Origin of the sequence: Entomohabitans teleogrylli, assembly GCF_001484765.1 — a bacterium.
Lineage (GTDB): Bacteria > Pseudomonadota > Gammaproteobacteria > Enterobacterales > Enterobacteriaceae > Entomohabitans > Entomohabitans teleogrylli.
Window position 1 is genome coordinate 1 of record NZ_LLXO01000031.1, and the last position, 15,918, is coordinate 15,918.

Consider the following 15,918-nt stretch of genomic DNA (forward strand, 5'->3'; position numbering starts at 1 on the left):
CGCGGCAATTTTCAGCGCTTCTTCCTGACGCCCCTCCTCACGCCCCTCCTCACGCCCCTCCTCACGCCCCTCAGCCCGCCCTTTTTTCTCTCCCAGTTGCATTCCTTTTTCCCATCCTTTTTGCTCCAGATACTCTGCAATGGTCATCATCGTCTCCTCATAATCTGGCGCCCGGCGAGCCAGTTCGTGAAGAAAGGCTTCCGGTTCAGCGGTATTGCCAGTCTGCAGCATCCAGTTCAGCAGCGCCGACACCTGTTCGTTGCCAGTGTACCCGTCCAGCAATAATGTGACCAGTTGGTTGATCAGCTCCGCCATATCGCGCTGGCGGGCGTGTTTCAGCAACAGTTCCAGCATCGCCATCCGCCGGTGAGTCATGATGTCGTCATCAGCCAGCGCCCCGACATCCACCAGTGGAAAATTCCCGCTGTACAGCTGGCGCGCCGCCTCCGGTTCACTGAACAGTTCTATCCAGTTCAACGTCCCACGCCACGGGCTGGCGCGCCCATGGCAGAACAGTACCGGAATCACCAGTGGCAGTTGTTGGTGGCCGTTCTCCAGGTGACTGTGCATGGCGGCTACCGCATAGCGTAACAACCGAAAGGCCATCAGCTTATCCGGGCTGCTCTGATGCTCCACCAGACAATATACGTATCCGTCGCCGCGCGTGGTTTTCAGGGAGTACAGCACATCAGCATAGTAGGCGCGCAGGTTCTCTTCGATAAAAGAGCCGGACTCCAGTTGCAGGGTATTGAGATCGCAGATCTGCCGCAGTGCGTCAGGCAGGTGGATATCAAGAAAATCCCGGGCGGTATCCGGATGAGTGAGAAAAGTTTTAAACAGCCCGTCATGGGGAAGCGGAGCGGCAGATTTCTTCATCGTCCCTGATTCCGAAAGTCAATCTGCGCGCACTGTAGCACGCCACCAGGCTGGCCGGACGGCTGTCTGCCGGCTAAATCTTCAGCGCGGAATACAGCTCGCAGAGGGTATGCAACTTGCCCGCCAGTCCCTGCCATGGCGTGGAACCAATGCACACCCGGCTCCCTGACTGCCTATCCCGGGCATTCACGGTGACCGTATCAGGCTCGGTGAGCACAATCGACAGCGCCCGGGCGCTGTCCATCGGTAACCAGAAATGGTGTCAACATACTCACCCGGGAAGAAGAGGCGCCGTTCGCCGCGCAGCAGGTCATCAGCGCCGTGGAAAAGCTACGCCAGCTGTGGGAGATGCATCAGGCAGGTGTCGATATCAGCGCCGTAGAATGGCACGCCCATTAATCCCTTAGCGCAGGCCGGGTAACGGACGGGGCTATTCCTGGTCGTAAAACACCATCCCCGCATAAGGCGCTGCCCGACAGGCCGCCAACCGCTGGCGCAGATCGCCGACGTGTACCTCCAGCTTATGGCCGTCCGGATCGAGGAAATAGTACGAATCCCCTTCGCTTTTGTTGTCTTTCCACGCGCTAATGCCGGCCTGCGTCAGGCGATCGACAAAGGCCTGAAAGTCCGCGGCCTCGAGGGTAAAGGCGTAGTGGGTATAGTCAACGTCCCGCGCCCGCTGCGGCTGACGCGCCGCATCCTGCGACAAACACAGCCACAGCGACCCGCAGCTCAGATAAGCGCCGCCGTCCCAGCGGGCATGGGCGGTCATTCCCAGCACATCGCGATAAAACGCCAGACTACGCGCCACATTGCTGACCGCCAGCGTCAGATGATTAAGCCCTTTGAGCATATTTCCCCCGCAATGATGACTCCTGCCAGCGCTCACCTTACACTGAATAGCCGCCGCTGGCGCGACTATCTGTCTGTCGCTATCCGCCACGGCCCGACGGCCGGCTGGTCGCGCCATCGGACAGCCCGTCAGCGTTTCCCCTCTGTCCCGCAGGCGGAGCTTATGGTACAAAGTACCAATTCCGTCCATCACTTCTGGTACCGCACATGGCGTACTCTATTGATATTATCTCCTGCATTACCGAGCGCTTTGTCGCTCTGACCGCCACGGAAAAACGTATCGCCCAGTTTATTCTCGACGATGTCGCCGCCGCCGCGGCGCTGCCGATCGCCGAACTGGCGCAGCTCACGGATACCAGCCAGGCCTCGGTGACACGCTTTGCCCGCGCCGTCGGTTGCAAAGATGTACGCGAGCTGAAAGTGCGGCTGGCCCAGTCCCTGGCGGTAGGTCAGCGTTTTATTCTGGACGTGCCGGATCTCGAAGGCGTACAGGGGATTTACGAATCGATCATTAGCGTGCTGGACATTAACCGCCGGGCGCTGGACGCCAGGGCCCTCAGTCAGGCGGTCAACTGGCTGGGCGGGGCACGACAAATTCTGGCCATCGGTATGGGCGGCGGTTCAACGATCTGCGCCCAGGAGATCCAGTACCGCCTGTTTCGTCTCGGCCTGCCGGTTGTCAGCCAGAGCGACGGGCTGCTGGTGAGAATGATGTGTTCCGCCGTCGCGCCGCAGGATGTGGTGCTCGCCTTCTCGCTGGGCGGCTTTACGCCGGAAATCTGTGAAAGCGTGGCGATTGCCCGCCAGTACGGAGCGAAAGCTATCGCTATCACCCCGCCGGAAACCCCGCTGGCCCAACAGGCGGATCTGGTGCTGCCGCTACTGGTGCGGGAAAACGACTATATTTTTAAGCCCAGTACGTCGCGCTATGCCATGCTGGCGATGATTGACGTGCTGGCCACCGAACTGGCGATGGCCAACAAAGGGCAGGCGAAGGATAAAATGCGCCGCATCAAGCTGGCGCTGGACAGCCACCGCGGCGGTGTCGATCGCCAGCCGCTCGGCGATTAAAGCAATGCCTCCCGGGCGGCGATAAAGCGCCGCGCCTGACGGCGGGTACGCTCCACCGTCTGGCCGGCCCGATATAGATCGCTGCCCAGTCCCGCGCCGGCGCAGCCGGCCCGCAGCCAGTCCCTCAGATTGTCCGGCGTCACCCCGCCCACCGCCAGTACCGGCACTGAAGGCGGCAGCACAGCCTTCAGCGCCGCAATGTACTGCGGACCAAAGGCCGAGGACGGGAAGATTTTCAGCCACCGGGCGCCGGCCTCCAGCGCGTTGAACGCCTCGCTGGCGGTCGCGCATCCGGCGCACACCAGCATCCCGGCCTCCACCGCCCGGGCGATCACCCGCGGTTGCGTATTTGGCGTCACCACCAGTTTTGCCCCCGACCGGGCCAGAAAATCTACCTGTTCCACGGTCAGCACAGTACCACCGCCAATCATTGCCTGGCTGCCATAGCTGGCGACCATTTGCGGAATGCTGGTCTGCCAGTCCGGGGAATTGAGGGGAATTTCCAGATAGCGAAAACCTTCCCCGATAAGTACCCGCACATGGGCGCTGGCCTCGTGGGGACGGATACCGCGTAAAATGGCAATCAAAGGTTTAACGTCCTGCATCAACAATACTCCTTATCCCCTGCTGAAAAGCATCGTCGCCGGCCAGAGTGGTTGCGGCAACATCAATGGCGTTAAAAGCGCGCCGGTAGCGATCGTTCAAGGCCGCGCCGGCCACCAGCGTCACAGCGCGGGCGCGATAGCGCTGATGCAGCGCCCGGACCTCGGCGCCAATCAGCAGCCCCGACAGCCACTCGGCGACATGCTGCGCCGCCAGTTGACCCAACACCCGGGCCGCCCGGGCCTCGAACAAACGTTCAATACAGGACGGTGTTTCCAGCCCCTGGGCGAGCCCGCGGGCAAACACCTCATCGTGCGGTTGCTGGGGCGGTAGCCCACGGCCAATCAGGGAGTTGGCCATCAGCAGATGGTGCAGTTCGCCGGTCATGGCGGTATCAAAACCGCGCACTACGCCATCGTCCACGGCCACCCATTTGCAGTGGGTGCCCGGCAGCACGTAGCAGTCAGCCGGCGCCAGGCGCATCGCGCCGAGGATCTGGGTCTCTTCGCCGCGCATGACGTTGCAGCGGCCATCGCGTTCGGTTTTCAGCCCTGGCACAATCCACACGCCTTCCGCCAGCGCGTGCAGCCTGCCGCTCAGCACCTGCGGCGACACCGGGCATGGCAGGTAATCGACCGCATAACCGCCGGCATCGCTGCCAATCATTCCGGCCATCACCACAGGTATCTTTTCCTGCCTGCGCCATGGAGCGATATGGCGGTCGAATACCTCATCACAGCGCAGCTCGCCGAGCTGGCCGATCCCCAGCGGCAGGGATAGCGCATCCACGCACCGCCCGTGATGCCAGCGCCAGGCCCGCAGATGGGTGGACCCCCAGTCCACGGCAATATAGCTATCGACCATTCCCATCACCCCGCGTCCCGGGACACGACGATACTTTCGCTTGTGGCCGCATTTTCCGGTTGGTTTTCGCGTTCCCGGGTAATCAGCGCCAGCGACGCTTCGCGGCTCAACTTGCTGGCCGGCGTCACCAGGGTCACCACCACCGCCAGCGTCAGGCTCCCCAGCACCGATGGAATACACGGATTGCCCCAGTAAGCCAGCCAGCCTTCGTGCATCAGCACCGCTGCGGAGACCGCCATGCCGCTGAACAATGCCGCCAGCGCTCCCTGCCAGTTAAAGCGTAACCAGAAACGCCCGAGGATAGAGCAGACAAACAGGCCGGACATCAGCATTGAGATCATCTTCGTGATATAGCTGATGATGTCATTGGAAGTCAGCGCGAATACCAGCGCCAGGCCGATCACCACCACCAGCATCCAGCGGGAGAGGGTAATCGCCCGGTGCGCGGGGGGCATTCTGCCGGTCACCAGGGTATACAGATCGCGCATCATGATGGCAACGGCGGCGATAGCGTCAGAGCTGGCGGAAGACATGGTGGCGGACAAACCGGCTATCAGCACCACCAGACCGAGGATTGCGGGCAGAAAGCTGGTGGCGAACAGGAACGCGTAATTACTGTTCTCCAGATTCGGGTTCATGGTAAAGGCCGCCATACCAATGATCGCCGGCAGTACCGAGAAGAACAGATACAGGACGCCGGTATAGACAAACGAGCGGCGCACCGACGGCACGTCTTTACCGGAGTAGATACGCTGGCGGTAAGAAGGCGTGGCCAGTACCCCGACGCCGATAACCATCGCCAGAGACAGGGCCGGAATCACCCCCAGCTTATCCACGGCAAACAGGCTCATCGCCCGCGGGTCCATCGACTGTTCGATGGCCGACCAGCCGCCGACGTGCACCACCGCCAGAATCGCCATCAGAATAAAGCCAAAAAACAGAATCAACGCCTGGATAGTATCGGTCCACACCACGGCGGAATAACCGCCGATAATCACATAGATCGCAAAAGCCAGGGCGATAATTATTTTCGCTACCGTGAGATCAATTCCCGTCGCCCAGGCGAGGTACATACTGCCGCCCAGAATATGCGCCCCCAGCCAGCCAATGGATGCGATAAATATCAGCAGACCAACAATATTTTTAATTAAATGACTGGCGCCGGTGTAATAAGAAAGTTCTTCACTCATGGTCATAAAGCGCAGTTTCCGCACCGGCGCAAACCACCACGCCACCAGCAAAATACCCACTGCGCCGCCAACGCCATACAGCATACCGGCCCAGCCATTGCTGTAGCCAAAGCCGACCGCCCCCATGCTGGAGCCGGTCCCCACCATGGTCGCCACCGTGGAGCCAAGGGTCAAAAACATCGGCAGCGAGCGCCCGCCGAGCAAGAAGTCGTCACCATTTTTCTGATGACGCGAAACATACCAGCCGAGCCAAATCATGGCGAGGGCGTAGATAATAAAGCCGATCAGGAAGACATGACTGTTCATAACTCACATCCTGTTAGTATTTACACCCTGTGTGGCTGGCCGGCTGCGGGCCGGATACCGGGGTGTAGAGGGTAAGAAAGATAAAATAAATTCCGCCTGCCCGGCAGGCCGGAATAATGCACGCAATGGTGTTTATTTCCGGCGAACAGTGCGCCGCCGGTTTATTGTGATTAATTCAGATGGCATCAGACGTCTCTGAAGCCAGCCCGCTCACCGGCGGGCAGCATTAAAACAGGTAATATCGACCTCCACTTTGCAATCGACCACCAGGTCGGCGACACAGCACACCCGGGCCGGAGGATGGTCGGCGAAAAATTCGCGGAACACCTTATTAAACGAGCTGAAATAGCGGGCATCGGTGAGAAACACCTTTACATGCACCACATCCTCCAGCCCATAGCCGGCCTCCGCCATAATGTCGAGGCAATTGCGGATAGCCAGCCGGGACTGGTCGATAATCCCGCCGTCCACCACTTCTCCGTCGGTCATCGGCGTCTGCCCGGAAACATACAGCCAACCGTCAGCCTGAACGGCCCGGGCGAAAGGTAAATGCTGTCCTCCGGTCCCGGTACTGCCGGCCACGCCATAACGCTTAATGCTCATTTACCACTCCTTCTCTATGACTGGCGACGCAGGAAGCGCCCTGCCCGCCCGGTGATCTGTCCGTCCCCGGTGTAGCTCATCACGCCGTTAACCATGACCCGCTCAATCCCCTGCGCCGGCTGTTTGGGATCGGTAAAGCTGGCGACATCGCGCACGGTGGCCGGATCGAACAGCACCAGGTCGGCGTAATAATCCTTTTTCACCCGTCCACGCTGCGCCAGCCGGTAGCGCGCCGCCGACATGCCGGTCATTTTGTGAATCGCCACCGTGAGCGGGAAAAGCTGTTCATCCCGGCAGTAATGGCCCAGCACACGGGGAAATGCCCCCCACAGCCGGGGATGGGGCATCGGGTCGTTGGGCAGCCCGTCGGAGCCGACCATGCTGGCCGGGTAGCTCAGCACCCGCCGGACATCCTGTTCATCCATGTTGTAGTAGATTGCGCCGGCAGGCATCAGCCGCTTGCCGGCCTCTATCATGCTCATCCCCCAGCCATCGGCGATCTGTTGCAGCGTTTTCCCCGCTTCTTCAGGATGCGCTTCCGACCAGGTAATCACGATGTCAAACTCGTCGGTGATTTGTTTCAGATCGAGGGTGGAGGAGCTGGCGGAATAGGGGTAACAGTCGCAGGAGATATCCTGCTGCTCGCGCGCCTTATCAAAGAACGCCAGTGTTTCCACGGTGCGCCCCCAGTTCTTCGCGCCGGCGCATTTGTGGTGCGACACCACCACCGGCACCTGGCCGTGACGGCCAATACGGAACGCCTCATCCAGGGCGTCCAGAATCGGCTCAAACTCAGAGCGCAGATGGGTGGTGTAAATCCCCTGTTGCGCCGCCAGCTCTTCCGCCAGCGCCATCACCTCTTCGGTGGTCGCGGCAAACGCGCTGGCGTAAGCCAGCCCGGTACTCAGACCCAGCGCCCCTTCCTGCAGCGCGGCGCGCAACTGGCGGCGCATGGCGGCGATTTCATCCTCCGTGGCGCTACGCAGCAGGGAATCCATATGGTTGTTGCGCAGCGTGGTATGGCCGATCAGCGTGGCGACATTCACCGCCGGCCGGGCCGCTTCCACGGCGTGCGCGTAGGCGGAAACCGTCGGGTAGACGAAGTGCTGCGCCTCCCCCAGCAGATTCAGCGGGTCCGGCACTTCGCCGCTGATGTCGGCGGTCGCCGCGCTAATACCGCAGTTGCCGACAATCACCGTAGTGACGCCCTGGCTGACTTTCGGTAAGTACGCCGGCATACGGATGACGTTGGTATCGTCATGGGTATGTACGTCAATAAATCCCGGCGCCAGCACTTTCCCGGCGCCATCAATTTCGCAGTCCGCCGCCGTAGTGATGCGCGGAGCGATTTCCGCAATACGTTCGCCGCTGACGGCAACATCAGCGCGATACGCCGCACCGCCGCCGCCGTCAATCACCGTGACATTACGGAACAGATAATCAAATGCCATCTCTGGTTACTCCCTTTGTGACCTGACTGAAAGTTAACCATTTACAAGCTGCTAAAACAGTGGAAAACTACGCAAAAATCGCACACAAAAATGATACTTTTATTCAAAAAATAAAACAAAAAACAATAAAAACAATATTTATTAAATATTTATAAGTGATACCAGAAAAGTTTTACGCTGAATAACCTAAAAGGAATCTGTTATGAAATACCAATTCACTACCCTTGTTTCCCACAAAGCGGCGCTGATGTGCTGGCCCGCCCGGGTACTCAATGAAGAGGTTTGCCTGCCGGCGGCGGTGATTAAAAAATCGGCGCTGGAAAACAATATCCTGTGGATGCAGCGATATGCCGACGCCCGCGGCGTCTCTCTGGCGCCCCACGGCAAAACCACCATGACGCCGGGGATTTTTCGTCGCCAGCAGGAGGCCGGCGCCTGGGCTATCGGCGTCGGTACCCCGTGGCAGGCGGGCGTGGCGCTGGCCAGCGGAATCCGCCGCGTCCTGATGGCCAATCAACTGATCGGAGGCGCCAACATGCTGCTGGTCTCGCGGCTGAAACAGCATTACCGGCAAGCGGACTACCTGTGCTGTGTGGATAGTCTGAGCAACGCGCAAACCCTTTCCGCCTTTTTTACGCAGCGCGGCCAGACGCTGGATGTACTGGTGGAGCTGGGAGTGGCGGACGGTCGCTGCGGATGCCGCACCGCGGAGCAGGCGTTGACGCTGGCGGAAGCGATATCCCGGCTGCCGGGCTTGCGGCTGCGCGGGCTGGAGCTGTACGAAGGGGTACTGCACGGCGACAATCCACAGCCCGCGGTAGAGGCGCTACTGGCCGACGCCGCCCGACTGGCCTGCCGGATGGCGGAGCTGGTCGACGGCGAGTTTCTGCTCACCGGCGCCGGCTCGGTCTGGTATGACGTGGTCTGTAATGTCTGGCTGGCGGCGACAAAGCCGGATAATTGCCGGATCGCCATTCGCCCCGGCTGTTACATCACCCTCGACGCCGGTATTTATCAGCAGGCACAGCAGGCGCTGGTGGAACGGGACCATATTGCCGGCGATCTGGGGGGCTCTCTTGCCAGCGCGCTGGAGCTGGTGGCGCTGGTGCAGTCAGTACCGGAAGCCGGCCGCGCGGTCGTGAACATCGGTAAGCGCGACAGCGCCTTTGATGCCGGTCTGCCGCAGCCCGTGGCGCACTATCGCGCAGGGAAAGCGCTGCCGTTAACGCCCGGCAGCGTCGCCAGCGTGGGGATGATGGATCAGCACTGTATGTTGACCTTCCTGCCGGGCAGCGACCTACAGGTTGGCGATATTCTGGTCTTCAGCACCTCGCACCCCTGCCTGACATTTGATAAATGGAAAACCCTGCTGCTGGTGGACGATGACTATTGTGTGATTGAAGAGCTGGAGAGCGCCTTTTAGCGCGCTGTCAGATACTGGCAGCTCCCGGGAAATGGGGGTTGCGCAGGTCAGCGAATAAGCCCGCCGGCACATTCCGACGGGCATTATCAGCGGTTGTCAGAAACGCCAGGAAACGCTGCCGACAATACTGCGCTCGGCGCCGAAGTAGCAATACAACAGCGAATTGCAGGACGCCACGTAGCTTTTGTCAGTCAGGTTATTGACGTTAAGCTGCGCGATCACCCCTTTGAGGCCGATTTTCGACAGATCGTAGCCCACCGCCATATCCACCAGCGTATACGACGGCAGCGTATGGGTGTTGGTGCGATCCGAAGTAATGCCGTTGATATAGCGCACCCCGGAGCCCACAGTCAGACCATCAAGCGGCCCGCGGGTCACGTCATAACTTAGCCAGGCGCTGGCCTGGTTGCGCGGCGCATAGACCGCTCGCTTCCCCTGCTCCTCCGGGCCGCTCTTCTTGTAGCGAATATCCGTGTAAGTGTATGCCGTCTGTAGCCGCAGGTTATCCGTCAGATAGCCGATCGCCTCCAGTTCCACTCCTTCGGATTCGATCTCGCCGATCGAACGGTAAGGATCGGTAGGCTCTTCCTTTGTGGCGATATTTTTCTGGTTGATGCGAAATAGCGACGCGCTGTACTGGCTTTGCGATCCTTCCGGCTGGAACTTTAGCCCCGCCTCCCACTGCTTACCCTTCATCGGCTCCAGCAGATTGCCGTTTTCATCGGTAAAGCTGGTAGGCGTAAAAGCGGTCGAATAACTGACATACAGCGCGAAGCCGTTCTCAAACAGGTACAGCAGCGCGGCACGCGAGCTGAAGTTGCTCTTATCAAGGGAGCTACGCGTGTCACTGATCTTATTGGTATTAGCGATCGACACCCGATCGTAGCGGCCCCCCAGCGTCAGGCGCCAGCCTTCCCAGGACAGTTGATCCTGGGCGTAGATCCCGGTCTGGCTCAGCTTGTGCTTTTCACGGCTGTAGACCGAAATGTAGTCTGGCTGCGCGCCATAAACCGGATTAAAGGCGTCAATGGGCGCAAAGGCGCCGTAGGACCAGGTGACGTTATTGCGGCGGTTCTGGTAGTCAACCCCCAGCAGCAGGCGGTGGTTCACCGCTCCGGTGTCCACGCTGCCGTCCAGTTGATTATCGAGGGTAATCGCCGACAGCGATTCATCGGAGCCGGAGTAACCGCGATTAAGCTCGGTTTCGTTCAGCCAGCCAGCGGCATAGACCTGATCCAGTTGTACTTTGGTATGCAGGTAGCGCAGTTTCTGGCGTACCGACCAGCCGCTGTCGAAGGCGTGCCCGAAGTCATAGCCCACCATGTCTTCACGGCGATCATACTTGTCGTAATCCTTTTCTCCTTCATAGAAAGTATTGGCGATTTTTTTGCCATAGTGCGACACCACGGTGCCTTCATAAGGCAGACCGGAATGGCTGCCGCCCTGCGGATCGCGGTGCAGATAGGCCATCAATTCCAGACGGGTACGATCGGAAATCCGCCACGTCAGGCTGGGGGCGATGGCATAACGCTCCTCTTGCAGCGGCCCGAATTGGGTATCGGCATAGCGGGTCATTCCGCTGAGGCGAAACGCCAGCCGATCGTTGTTATCCAGCGGCCCGGTCACATCGAACGCCGCGCCGCGCTGGCGGTTATTACCGGCGAACAGCTTGATCTGGCCGCCAAAGTCGAAGGAAGGTTTGCGAGAGTTCAGCGCCACGATCCCCCCCGGCGAAGCACGACCATACAGTACCGAGGCCGGCCCGCGCACCACTTCAATACTGTCCAGGAACCACGGATCGACCACCAGCGAACTGTGGGAGTTGGTGTCGCCCATTAATTTCAGGCCGTCAAGATAGACGTTATCCAGACTGCCGTCCGAAAAACCGCGCAGCACCATATAATCAAAGCGATTGGAGGCGCCAATCTGGTTGCTGTACACCCCTGGCGTGTAGCTCACCGCCTGGCGTACGCTGATAGCGCCCTGCTCTTCTATCTGGTTACGCGTGACGATCGATACCGACTGCGGGGTTTCGATATCCGGCGTTTCCAGTTTGGTCGCACCGCTTTGCACCTGAGAGGCGACAACCAGCGTTTCGTCTTTAACGGAAGAGGTTAGTGTCTCCTGTGCTGCCGTGGGTAAAGCCATTCCCCCTGTCATGCAGCTTATTAACAATGCCAGCCGCGTTTTTACCAACATGAACATCTCCAGCGTGGTTTTTATTGTAAATAAGAATTATTACCTTTTTGGCATCCCACACAGTTATGCGTAATGACAATTCACGTATGCGCAGTGACAAAACGGTATGCGGCGCGCCCTAACGGCGAAATCCGCGTCGCAATTAACAGGCGGCCCGTACGTCGCTGGGGGCGATGCCGTAGCGGCGGCGAAAGGCGGTGGAGAAGTTGGTGGCATGCTGGTAGCCGGACATCCAGGCCGCCTGCTGTACGCTGTAGCCCTGGGTCAGATAGCGACGCGCCAGCTCCAGACGGCAGTCGCGCAGGTAGTCGAACACGGAATGGCCGTAGGCGTGGCGGAACTTGCTGCGCAGGCTGCTGGAACTCATTGCCGCCAGTTGCGCCAGTTCATTGAGGGTGTAATCTTTTTCCGGCTGCTGCTCCAGCAGACGGCGAATATTCTCCAGCCGGCGTCGCTCGCCGGAGGCGGCCTGCGCGCGCCCAACCTGTTGCTGCTGACGCAGCGTCAGGCAGTGGCCGAGCAACTGGAGCATCACGCCTTCCAGGATCATCTGGCGCGCCAGCGGTGGTCCGCTGCGGTGTCGGAAACTGTCCAGCCCGCACAGCAGGTACCCCGGCACCGGCCAGAGAAACGTCGGCGCGCCGCTCGCTTGCCACTGCTGTAGCAACAGCGCCAGTATTTCATCCTGGCAGCCATCGCCCAGCCCGACGCCCAGCGACAGGGTCTTTAACCGGCAGTCGGCCTGGTGGCGGGCGTTCATGATCTGCCGCTCCCCGAGTTGCGAGCAGAACGCCATACCGGAGCGCACCACATACTCCTGACCATTGAGGCTCAGCATGACGCAGCCTTCCAGTACCACCAGCATATACAGCGGGCAGCTATGCAGCGACGTGCTCTCATAGGGTTGCAGAACGCGTACGTCGGAGCGGGTCAGACTGATGCCGGATGCCAGCGTCATCTCTTCGACATCCCCCTGCATCACAATATGTTTTTCACTCCCTGAGGCCCGGCACGACGATAGCGCCGGGAAGCGGTAATCGATCCCGTAGCGTTCGCCGAAATGGATAAAATCATCGGTGGAGAAAAATCTTTTCAGCATCGAAGGAGAGCCCGCGTTGCGCCTGACATCCGGTGTCGTGCCTGCCGGCGCGCGACATCCGCCGCGCACCGCAGCCCAAAAGTAACCGGCACACCATATCATCGCCACTGCCGGCCATCAATAGTATTGATAACCATTCTCAATATACTGGTGGCCGATCGCAAAATATCAGCCGCTGCGTCACTCAGAAATGAATGCTGTTCAGGTTATTGGTCTCCGTCTCACCCGGGCAGTGGAAATAGCTGACCTGATAATCGCTATCGAGCTGGATAAGACGGTTGATGTGCTTAATATCGGGGGCGCTGAGCTTATGGAAGTTGGTGGGCATCGCCAGATTGTTGCCCTGACGATCGCGAAAGTGAATTAAGGTGATGTACTTACCGTTGGGGGAAAATTGTAGTCCTTTGACCTGTAGCACCGCGCTGTTGATAGCGCAGGCGCCGGAACTGGTCGCCAGCGCGTCGATAGCACTAATGTGTCCATCGTCGCTCTTCACCACCACCGGCCTGGCGTCCATCACCCCATAGAACCCGATAAGACAGATAATCAATGCAATAACAATGCGCGCCATCGCTCTTTATCCCTGATGAGGGTAACGGAAGAGCGCAGAAGCCCCCCCGATCCCCCCTGCCCGAAAGGTTATGCGAGTTCCGGCTGCTGGCTTTTGTGCTGGCCAGGAATAATGAACAGAATCGCCAGCAGCGCCAGTACCCCGAAGCCGACATTCAGCCACAGCCCGGCGGCGCCGGCCTGGTGAATATCCCCGAACGCCGAGTAAACGGCCAGAGACAGCGCCACCCCCATCGCACCGCCCAGCGAACTGGCCAGCTTGTAGATCCCGGCGGCAACGGCGGCTTTCTCCTGCGGCGCGGCGGAAACAGCGGTATAGGTCGACGGCGTGGCATAGATCCCCAGTCCAAGACCGAACATGGCATAACCCACCATCACCAGCACTTTATACATCGCCAGATCTTCAACGCTGGTCATCGACATCAGCACCACGCCCATAAAAGTAATGATGGTGCCCATGATCATCGGCAGCCGGCCGCCAAAGATGAACAGGATCTTCTGGCCCACCGGCAGTAACGCCAGTACCGCCACCGCGTAAGTAATGGTCATGGTGGCGACATCGCCAGTGCTCAAACCGCGGCCCTGCAACATATAGATATTGACAATCACCATCGCGCCGGCAATCGCGTTAAGCAGGAAGTTCGATAACGTAGCGCCAAAATAACCGCGCGATTTAAACAGCGAGAAATCCACCAGTTGGGCAACGCCTTTACCCGGCGCGCTTTTTTCGACGAAATAGAAACTGATTAAACCAATAATCGACAGACCCATAGTACCGAGGAATTTAATATCGCCATATCCCCAGCTTCTGCCTTTGGATACCGCCAGTACCAGGCAAATCAGCGATGCAATAAATATCGCCGCGCCGCGGGTATCAAATTTCTTATCATTAACTGGCGCTTTCGATTCCGGGGTGCCGAGCATTAACAATAAACCAAGAATCGCCACCCCGGCGCTAATCCAGAAAATAGCCTGCCAGCCAAGAGAAGGTTCAATCAGCCCCACCAGAATGGCGCAGAAACCGGAGCCGCCCCATGAGCCTACCGACCACCAGGTTAATGCCGTCGCCTGCTTTTTACCTTCAAACCAGGTTTTCATCAGCGCAATGGTGGACGGCATGATACAGGCGGCGGAAATGCCCTGCAGTCCGCGGCCAATAATCAGCATCTCCACATTGGGAGACAGCGCGACAATCGCGGAGCCCACCACGCTTAACACCACCCCGATAAACGAAAAACGCATTCTGCCAAAGCGGTCCGCCAGCCCCCCGGCGGCCACAATACAGGCCGCGGAAAATAGCGGAGTAATCGAAGCGGCGAAATTTAATAAGTCCATTTTCGCCGGATCGTCAGTAATACCAAAATCTTTGGCGATAATAGGAATTAATGCCGCCTGCATCGATTGCGCAAACATCCAGAATGTTAACACCAGTAGCACAATACCAAGAATGAGACGTCCGTTGCCCTGATAATTTGTTTTTTCCGAACTCATAGAATTCTCCTTTGCCTGATATCCATCAATCACCAGACATGACATAACAGCCATTAGTAACCCAGGCGCAGTGCAGGTGTTTTATAGCAATACAGAAATGCGATTATTATTACTGGCGGTTACCTGTTTTATTTATGATGTAATGGCGTGCCCCATTACTATTACTTAAGAAACCGTTCGGTCAGTGTTGCCCAGAATGCCACCGCCGGTTTCATAATTTCATCATTAAAGTCATAACCGGGGTTATGTACCGAACAGCCCTCGCCGGCGCCGACAAAGAAATAAGCGCCTTTCGGGTTCGCTTCCAGCATAAAGGCGAAGTCTTCACTGGCCATGGCGGGGGCGGCGTGGGTATCGATCAGCGATTCATCAAACAATTCGCGGGCGACGCTGATAGCGAAATCGGTCATTTCACTATCGTTAAGTAACACCGGGCTGCCGTGAACGTGATGGACCTCAGCTTTAGCGCCAAAACTTTGCGCCTGACTGACGGCGATTTCGCTGATGCGTCGCAGTACCTGAGTGCGAACCTGCGGATCCAGCGTACGCACGCTGAGCTTGAGCGTAGCGCTAGCGTTGATGATATTCGCGACGCTGCCTGACTGAATGCTGCCGACGGTGACGACCGCAGGCTGGAAAGGCGTGATGTTACGCGAGACGATAGTCTGCAGGGCAGTGACGATATAGCAGGCCACCACCGCGGAATCGATGGTTTTTTCCGGGATCGCGCCATGGCCGCCCACGCCGGTGACATCAATCTGCAGCGTGTCCGAGGAAGAGAGCATCGCTCCTTTGCGGAAATTGAAGCTCCCCTGCTTCAGTCCCGGCATATTATGTAGCGCAAAGATGGCGTCACAGGGGAAGTGGCGAAACACCCCGTCATCAAGCATCACTTTGCCGCCATACAGCAACTCTTCCGCTGGCTGGAAAATAACGTGTAGCGTACCGTTAAAACGGCGGGTCTTCGCCAGCCACTCGGCGGCAAACAGCAGCGTGGCGGTGTGGCCGTCGTGACCGCAGCCGTGGAACTTGCCGGCGATGGCGCTTTCCCAGGCTTTGCCGGAATTCTCCTGCATCGGCAGCGCGTCCATATCGGCGCGCAGTCCCAGCACCCGGTCGCTGTCGCCGACCCGTAGCGTGCCGACTACGCCGGTTTTCGCCATCCCGCGGTTAACCTCATAGCCCCAGCTTTCCAGTAAATTGGCCACAATATCGCTGGTGCGGGTTTCCTCGAACCCGATTTCGGGATGCTGGTGCAGGTCCCGGCGCAGCGAGGCGTAGTGTGAAATGTTGCTGTCAATAAACTCCTGTAACGACATA

15 protein-coding genes are annotated in these 15,918 nt (G+C 58.7%); 2 read left to right on the forward strand and 13 right to left on the reverse strand.

Translation table 11 applies throughout. The features are described 5' to 3' along the window. The 3 genes from AQ981_RS22455 to fos all read right to left on the reverse strand — a co-directional run. Positions 1-876, reverse strand: an 876-nt coding sequence (locus AQ981_RS22455) for an Rpn family recombination-promoting nuclease/putative transposase (protein WP_058914003.1), incomplete at its 3' end; no start/stop codon positions are given. Between the two features lie 73 nt (positions 877-949). After that, positions 950-1,120, reverse strand: coding sequence for a hypothetical protein (locus AQ981_RS27770; RefSeq protein WP_154675974.1), 171 nt, complete (start codon positions 1,118-1,120; stop codon positions 950-952). A gap of 186 nt (positions 1,121-1,306) precedes the next feature. Beyond that, complete coding sequence (gene fos / locus AQ981_RS22460) at positions 1,307-1,729, reverse strand: fosfomycin resistance glutathione transferase (protein WP_058914004.1); 423 nt, start codon at positions 1,727-1,729, stop codon at positions 1,307-1,309. A gap of 206 nt (positions 1,730-1,935) precedes the next feature. Between fos and AQ981_RS22465 the strand changes: the two genes are divergently transcribed. Further along, positions 1,936-2,799 carry a MurR/RpiR family transcriptional regulator gene (locus AQ981_RS22465; RefSeq protein WP_058914005.1) on the forward strand — a complete coding sequence of 288 codons (864 nt, stop codon included), beginning with the start codon at positions 1,936-1,938 and terminating at the stop codon, positions 2,797-2,799. On the opposite strand, the gene AQ981_RS22470 is transcribed toward AQ981_RS22465, so the two are convergent. The 5 genes from AQ981_RS22470 to AQ981_RS22490 form a co-directional block, all read right to left on the reverse strand. Further along, complete coding sequence (locus AQ981_RS22470; protein ID WP_058914006.1) at positions 2,796-3,404, reverse strand: 2-dehydro-3-deoxy-6-phosphogalactonate aldolase; 609 nt, start codon at positions 3,402-3,404, stop codon at positions 2,796-2,798. The genes AQ981_RS22465 and AQ981_RS22470 overlap by 4 nt on opposite strands. After that, the gene (locus tag AQ981_RS22475; RefSeq protein ID WP_058914056.1) at positions 3,391-4,266 is read right to left on the reverse strand and encodes a 2-dehydro-3-deoxygalactonokinase; all 876 of its coding nucleotides are present in this window, start codon (positions 4,264-4,266) and stop codon (positions 3,391-3,393) included. The genes AQ981_RS22470 and AQ981_RS22475 overlap by 14 nt, the downstream gene beginning before the upstream one ends. Positions 4,267-4,271: 5 nt before the next feature. Then, positions 4,272-5,762 (reverse strand): sodium:solute symporter family protein, encoded by a 1,491-nt coding sequence (locus AQ981_RS22480; protein WP_058914007.1) that lies wholly within the window; start codon positions 5,760-5,762, stop codon positions 4,272-4,274. 210 nt (positions 5,763-5,972) lie between these two features. After that, complete coding sequence (locus tag AQ981_RS22485) at positions 5,973-6,365, reverse strand: RidA family protein (protein WP_058914008.1); 393 nt, start codon at positions 6,363-6,365, stop codon at positions 5,973-5,975. 14 nt (positions 6,366-6,379) lie between these two features. Further along, positions 6,380-7,816 carry an N-acyl-D-amino-acid deacylase family protein gene (locus AQ981_RS22490; protein ID WP_058914009.1) on the reverse strand — a complete coding sequence of 479 codons (1,437 nt, stop codon included), beginning with the start codon at positions 7,814-7,816 and terminating at the stop codon, positions 6,380-6,382. Between the two features lie 202 nt (positions 7,817-8,018). Here AQ981_RS22490 and AQ981_RS22495 point away from each other — a divergent pair, with 202 nt between their 5' ends. Beyond that, the gene (locus tag AQ981_RS22495; RefSeq protein WP_058914010.1) at positions 8,019-9,239 is read left to right on the forward strand and encodes an amino acid deaminase; all 1,221 of its coding nucleotides are present in this window, start codon (positions 8,019-8,021) and stop codon (positions 9,237-9,239) included. A 96-nt stretch (positions 9,240-9,335) separates the two neighbouring features. On the opposite strand, the gene foxA is transcribed toward AQ981_RS22495, so the two are convergent. The 5 genes from foxA to AQ981_RS22520 all read right to left on the reverse strand — a co-directional run bounded on the left by foxA (position 9,336) and on the right by AQ981_RS22520 (position 15,917). Continuing rightward, positions 9,336-11,438: a ferrioxamine B receptor FoxA gene (gene foxA / locus AQ981_RS22500; RefSeq protein ID WP_058914011.1), complete on the reverse strand. Its 2,103-nt coding sequence runs from the start codon at positions 11,436-11,438 to the stop codon at positions 9,336-9,338. A gap of 142 nt (positions 11,439-11,580) precedes the next feature. Then, positions 11,581-12,537: a helix-turn-helix transcriptional regulator gene (locus AQ981_RS22505; protein ID WP_058914012.1), complete on the reverse strand. Its 957-nt coding sequence runs from the start codon at positions 12,535-12,537 to the stop codon at positions 11,581-11,583. 184 nt (positions 12,538-12,721) lie between these two features. Further along, the gene (locus AQ981_RS22510) at positions 12,722-13,108 is read right to left on the reverse strand and encodes a hypothetical protein (protein WP_058914013.1); all 387 of its coding nucleotides are present in this window, start codon (positions 13,106-13,108) and stop codon (positions 12,722-12,724) included. 68 nt (positions 13,109-13,176) lie between these two features. Then, on the reverse strand, positions 13,177-14,598 hold the full coding sequence (locus AQ981_RS22515) for an MFS transporter (RefSeq protein ID WP_058914014.1): 1,422 nt from the start codon (positions 14,596-14,598) through the stop codon (positions 13,177-13,179). Between the two features lie 161 nt (positions 14,599-14,759). Continuing rightward, positions 14,760-15,917, reverse strand: coding sequence for a M20 aminoacylase family protein (locus tag AQ981_RS22520; RefSeq protein ID WP_058914015.1), 1,158 nt, complete (start codon positions 15,915-15,917; stop codon positions 14,760-14,762). Between the last annotated feature and the right edge of the window lies 1 nt (position 15,918).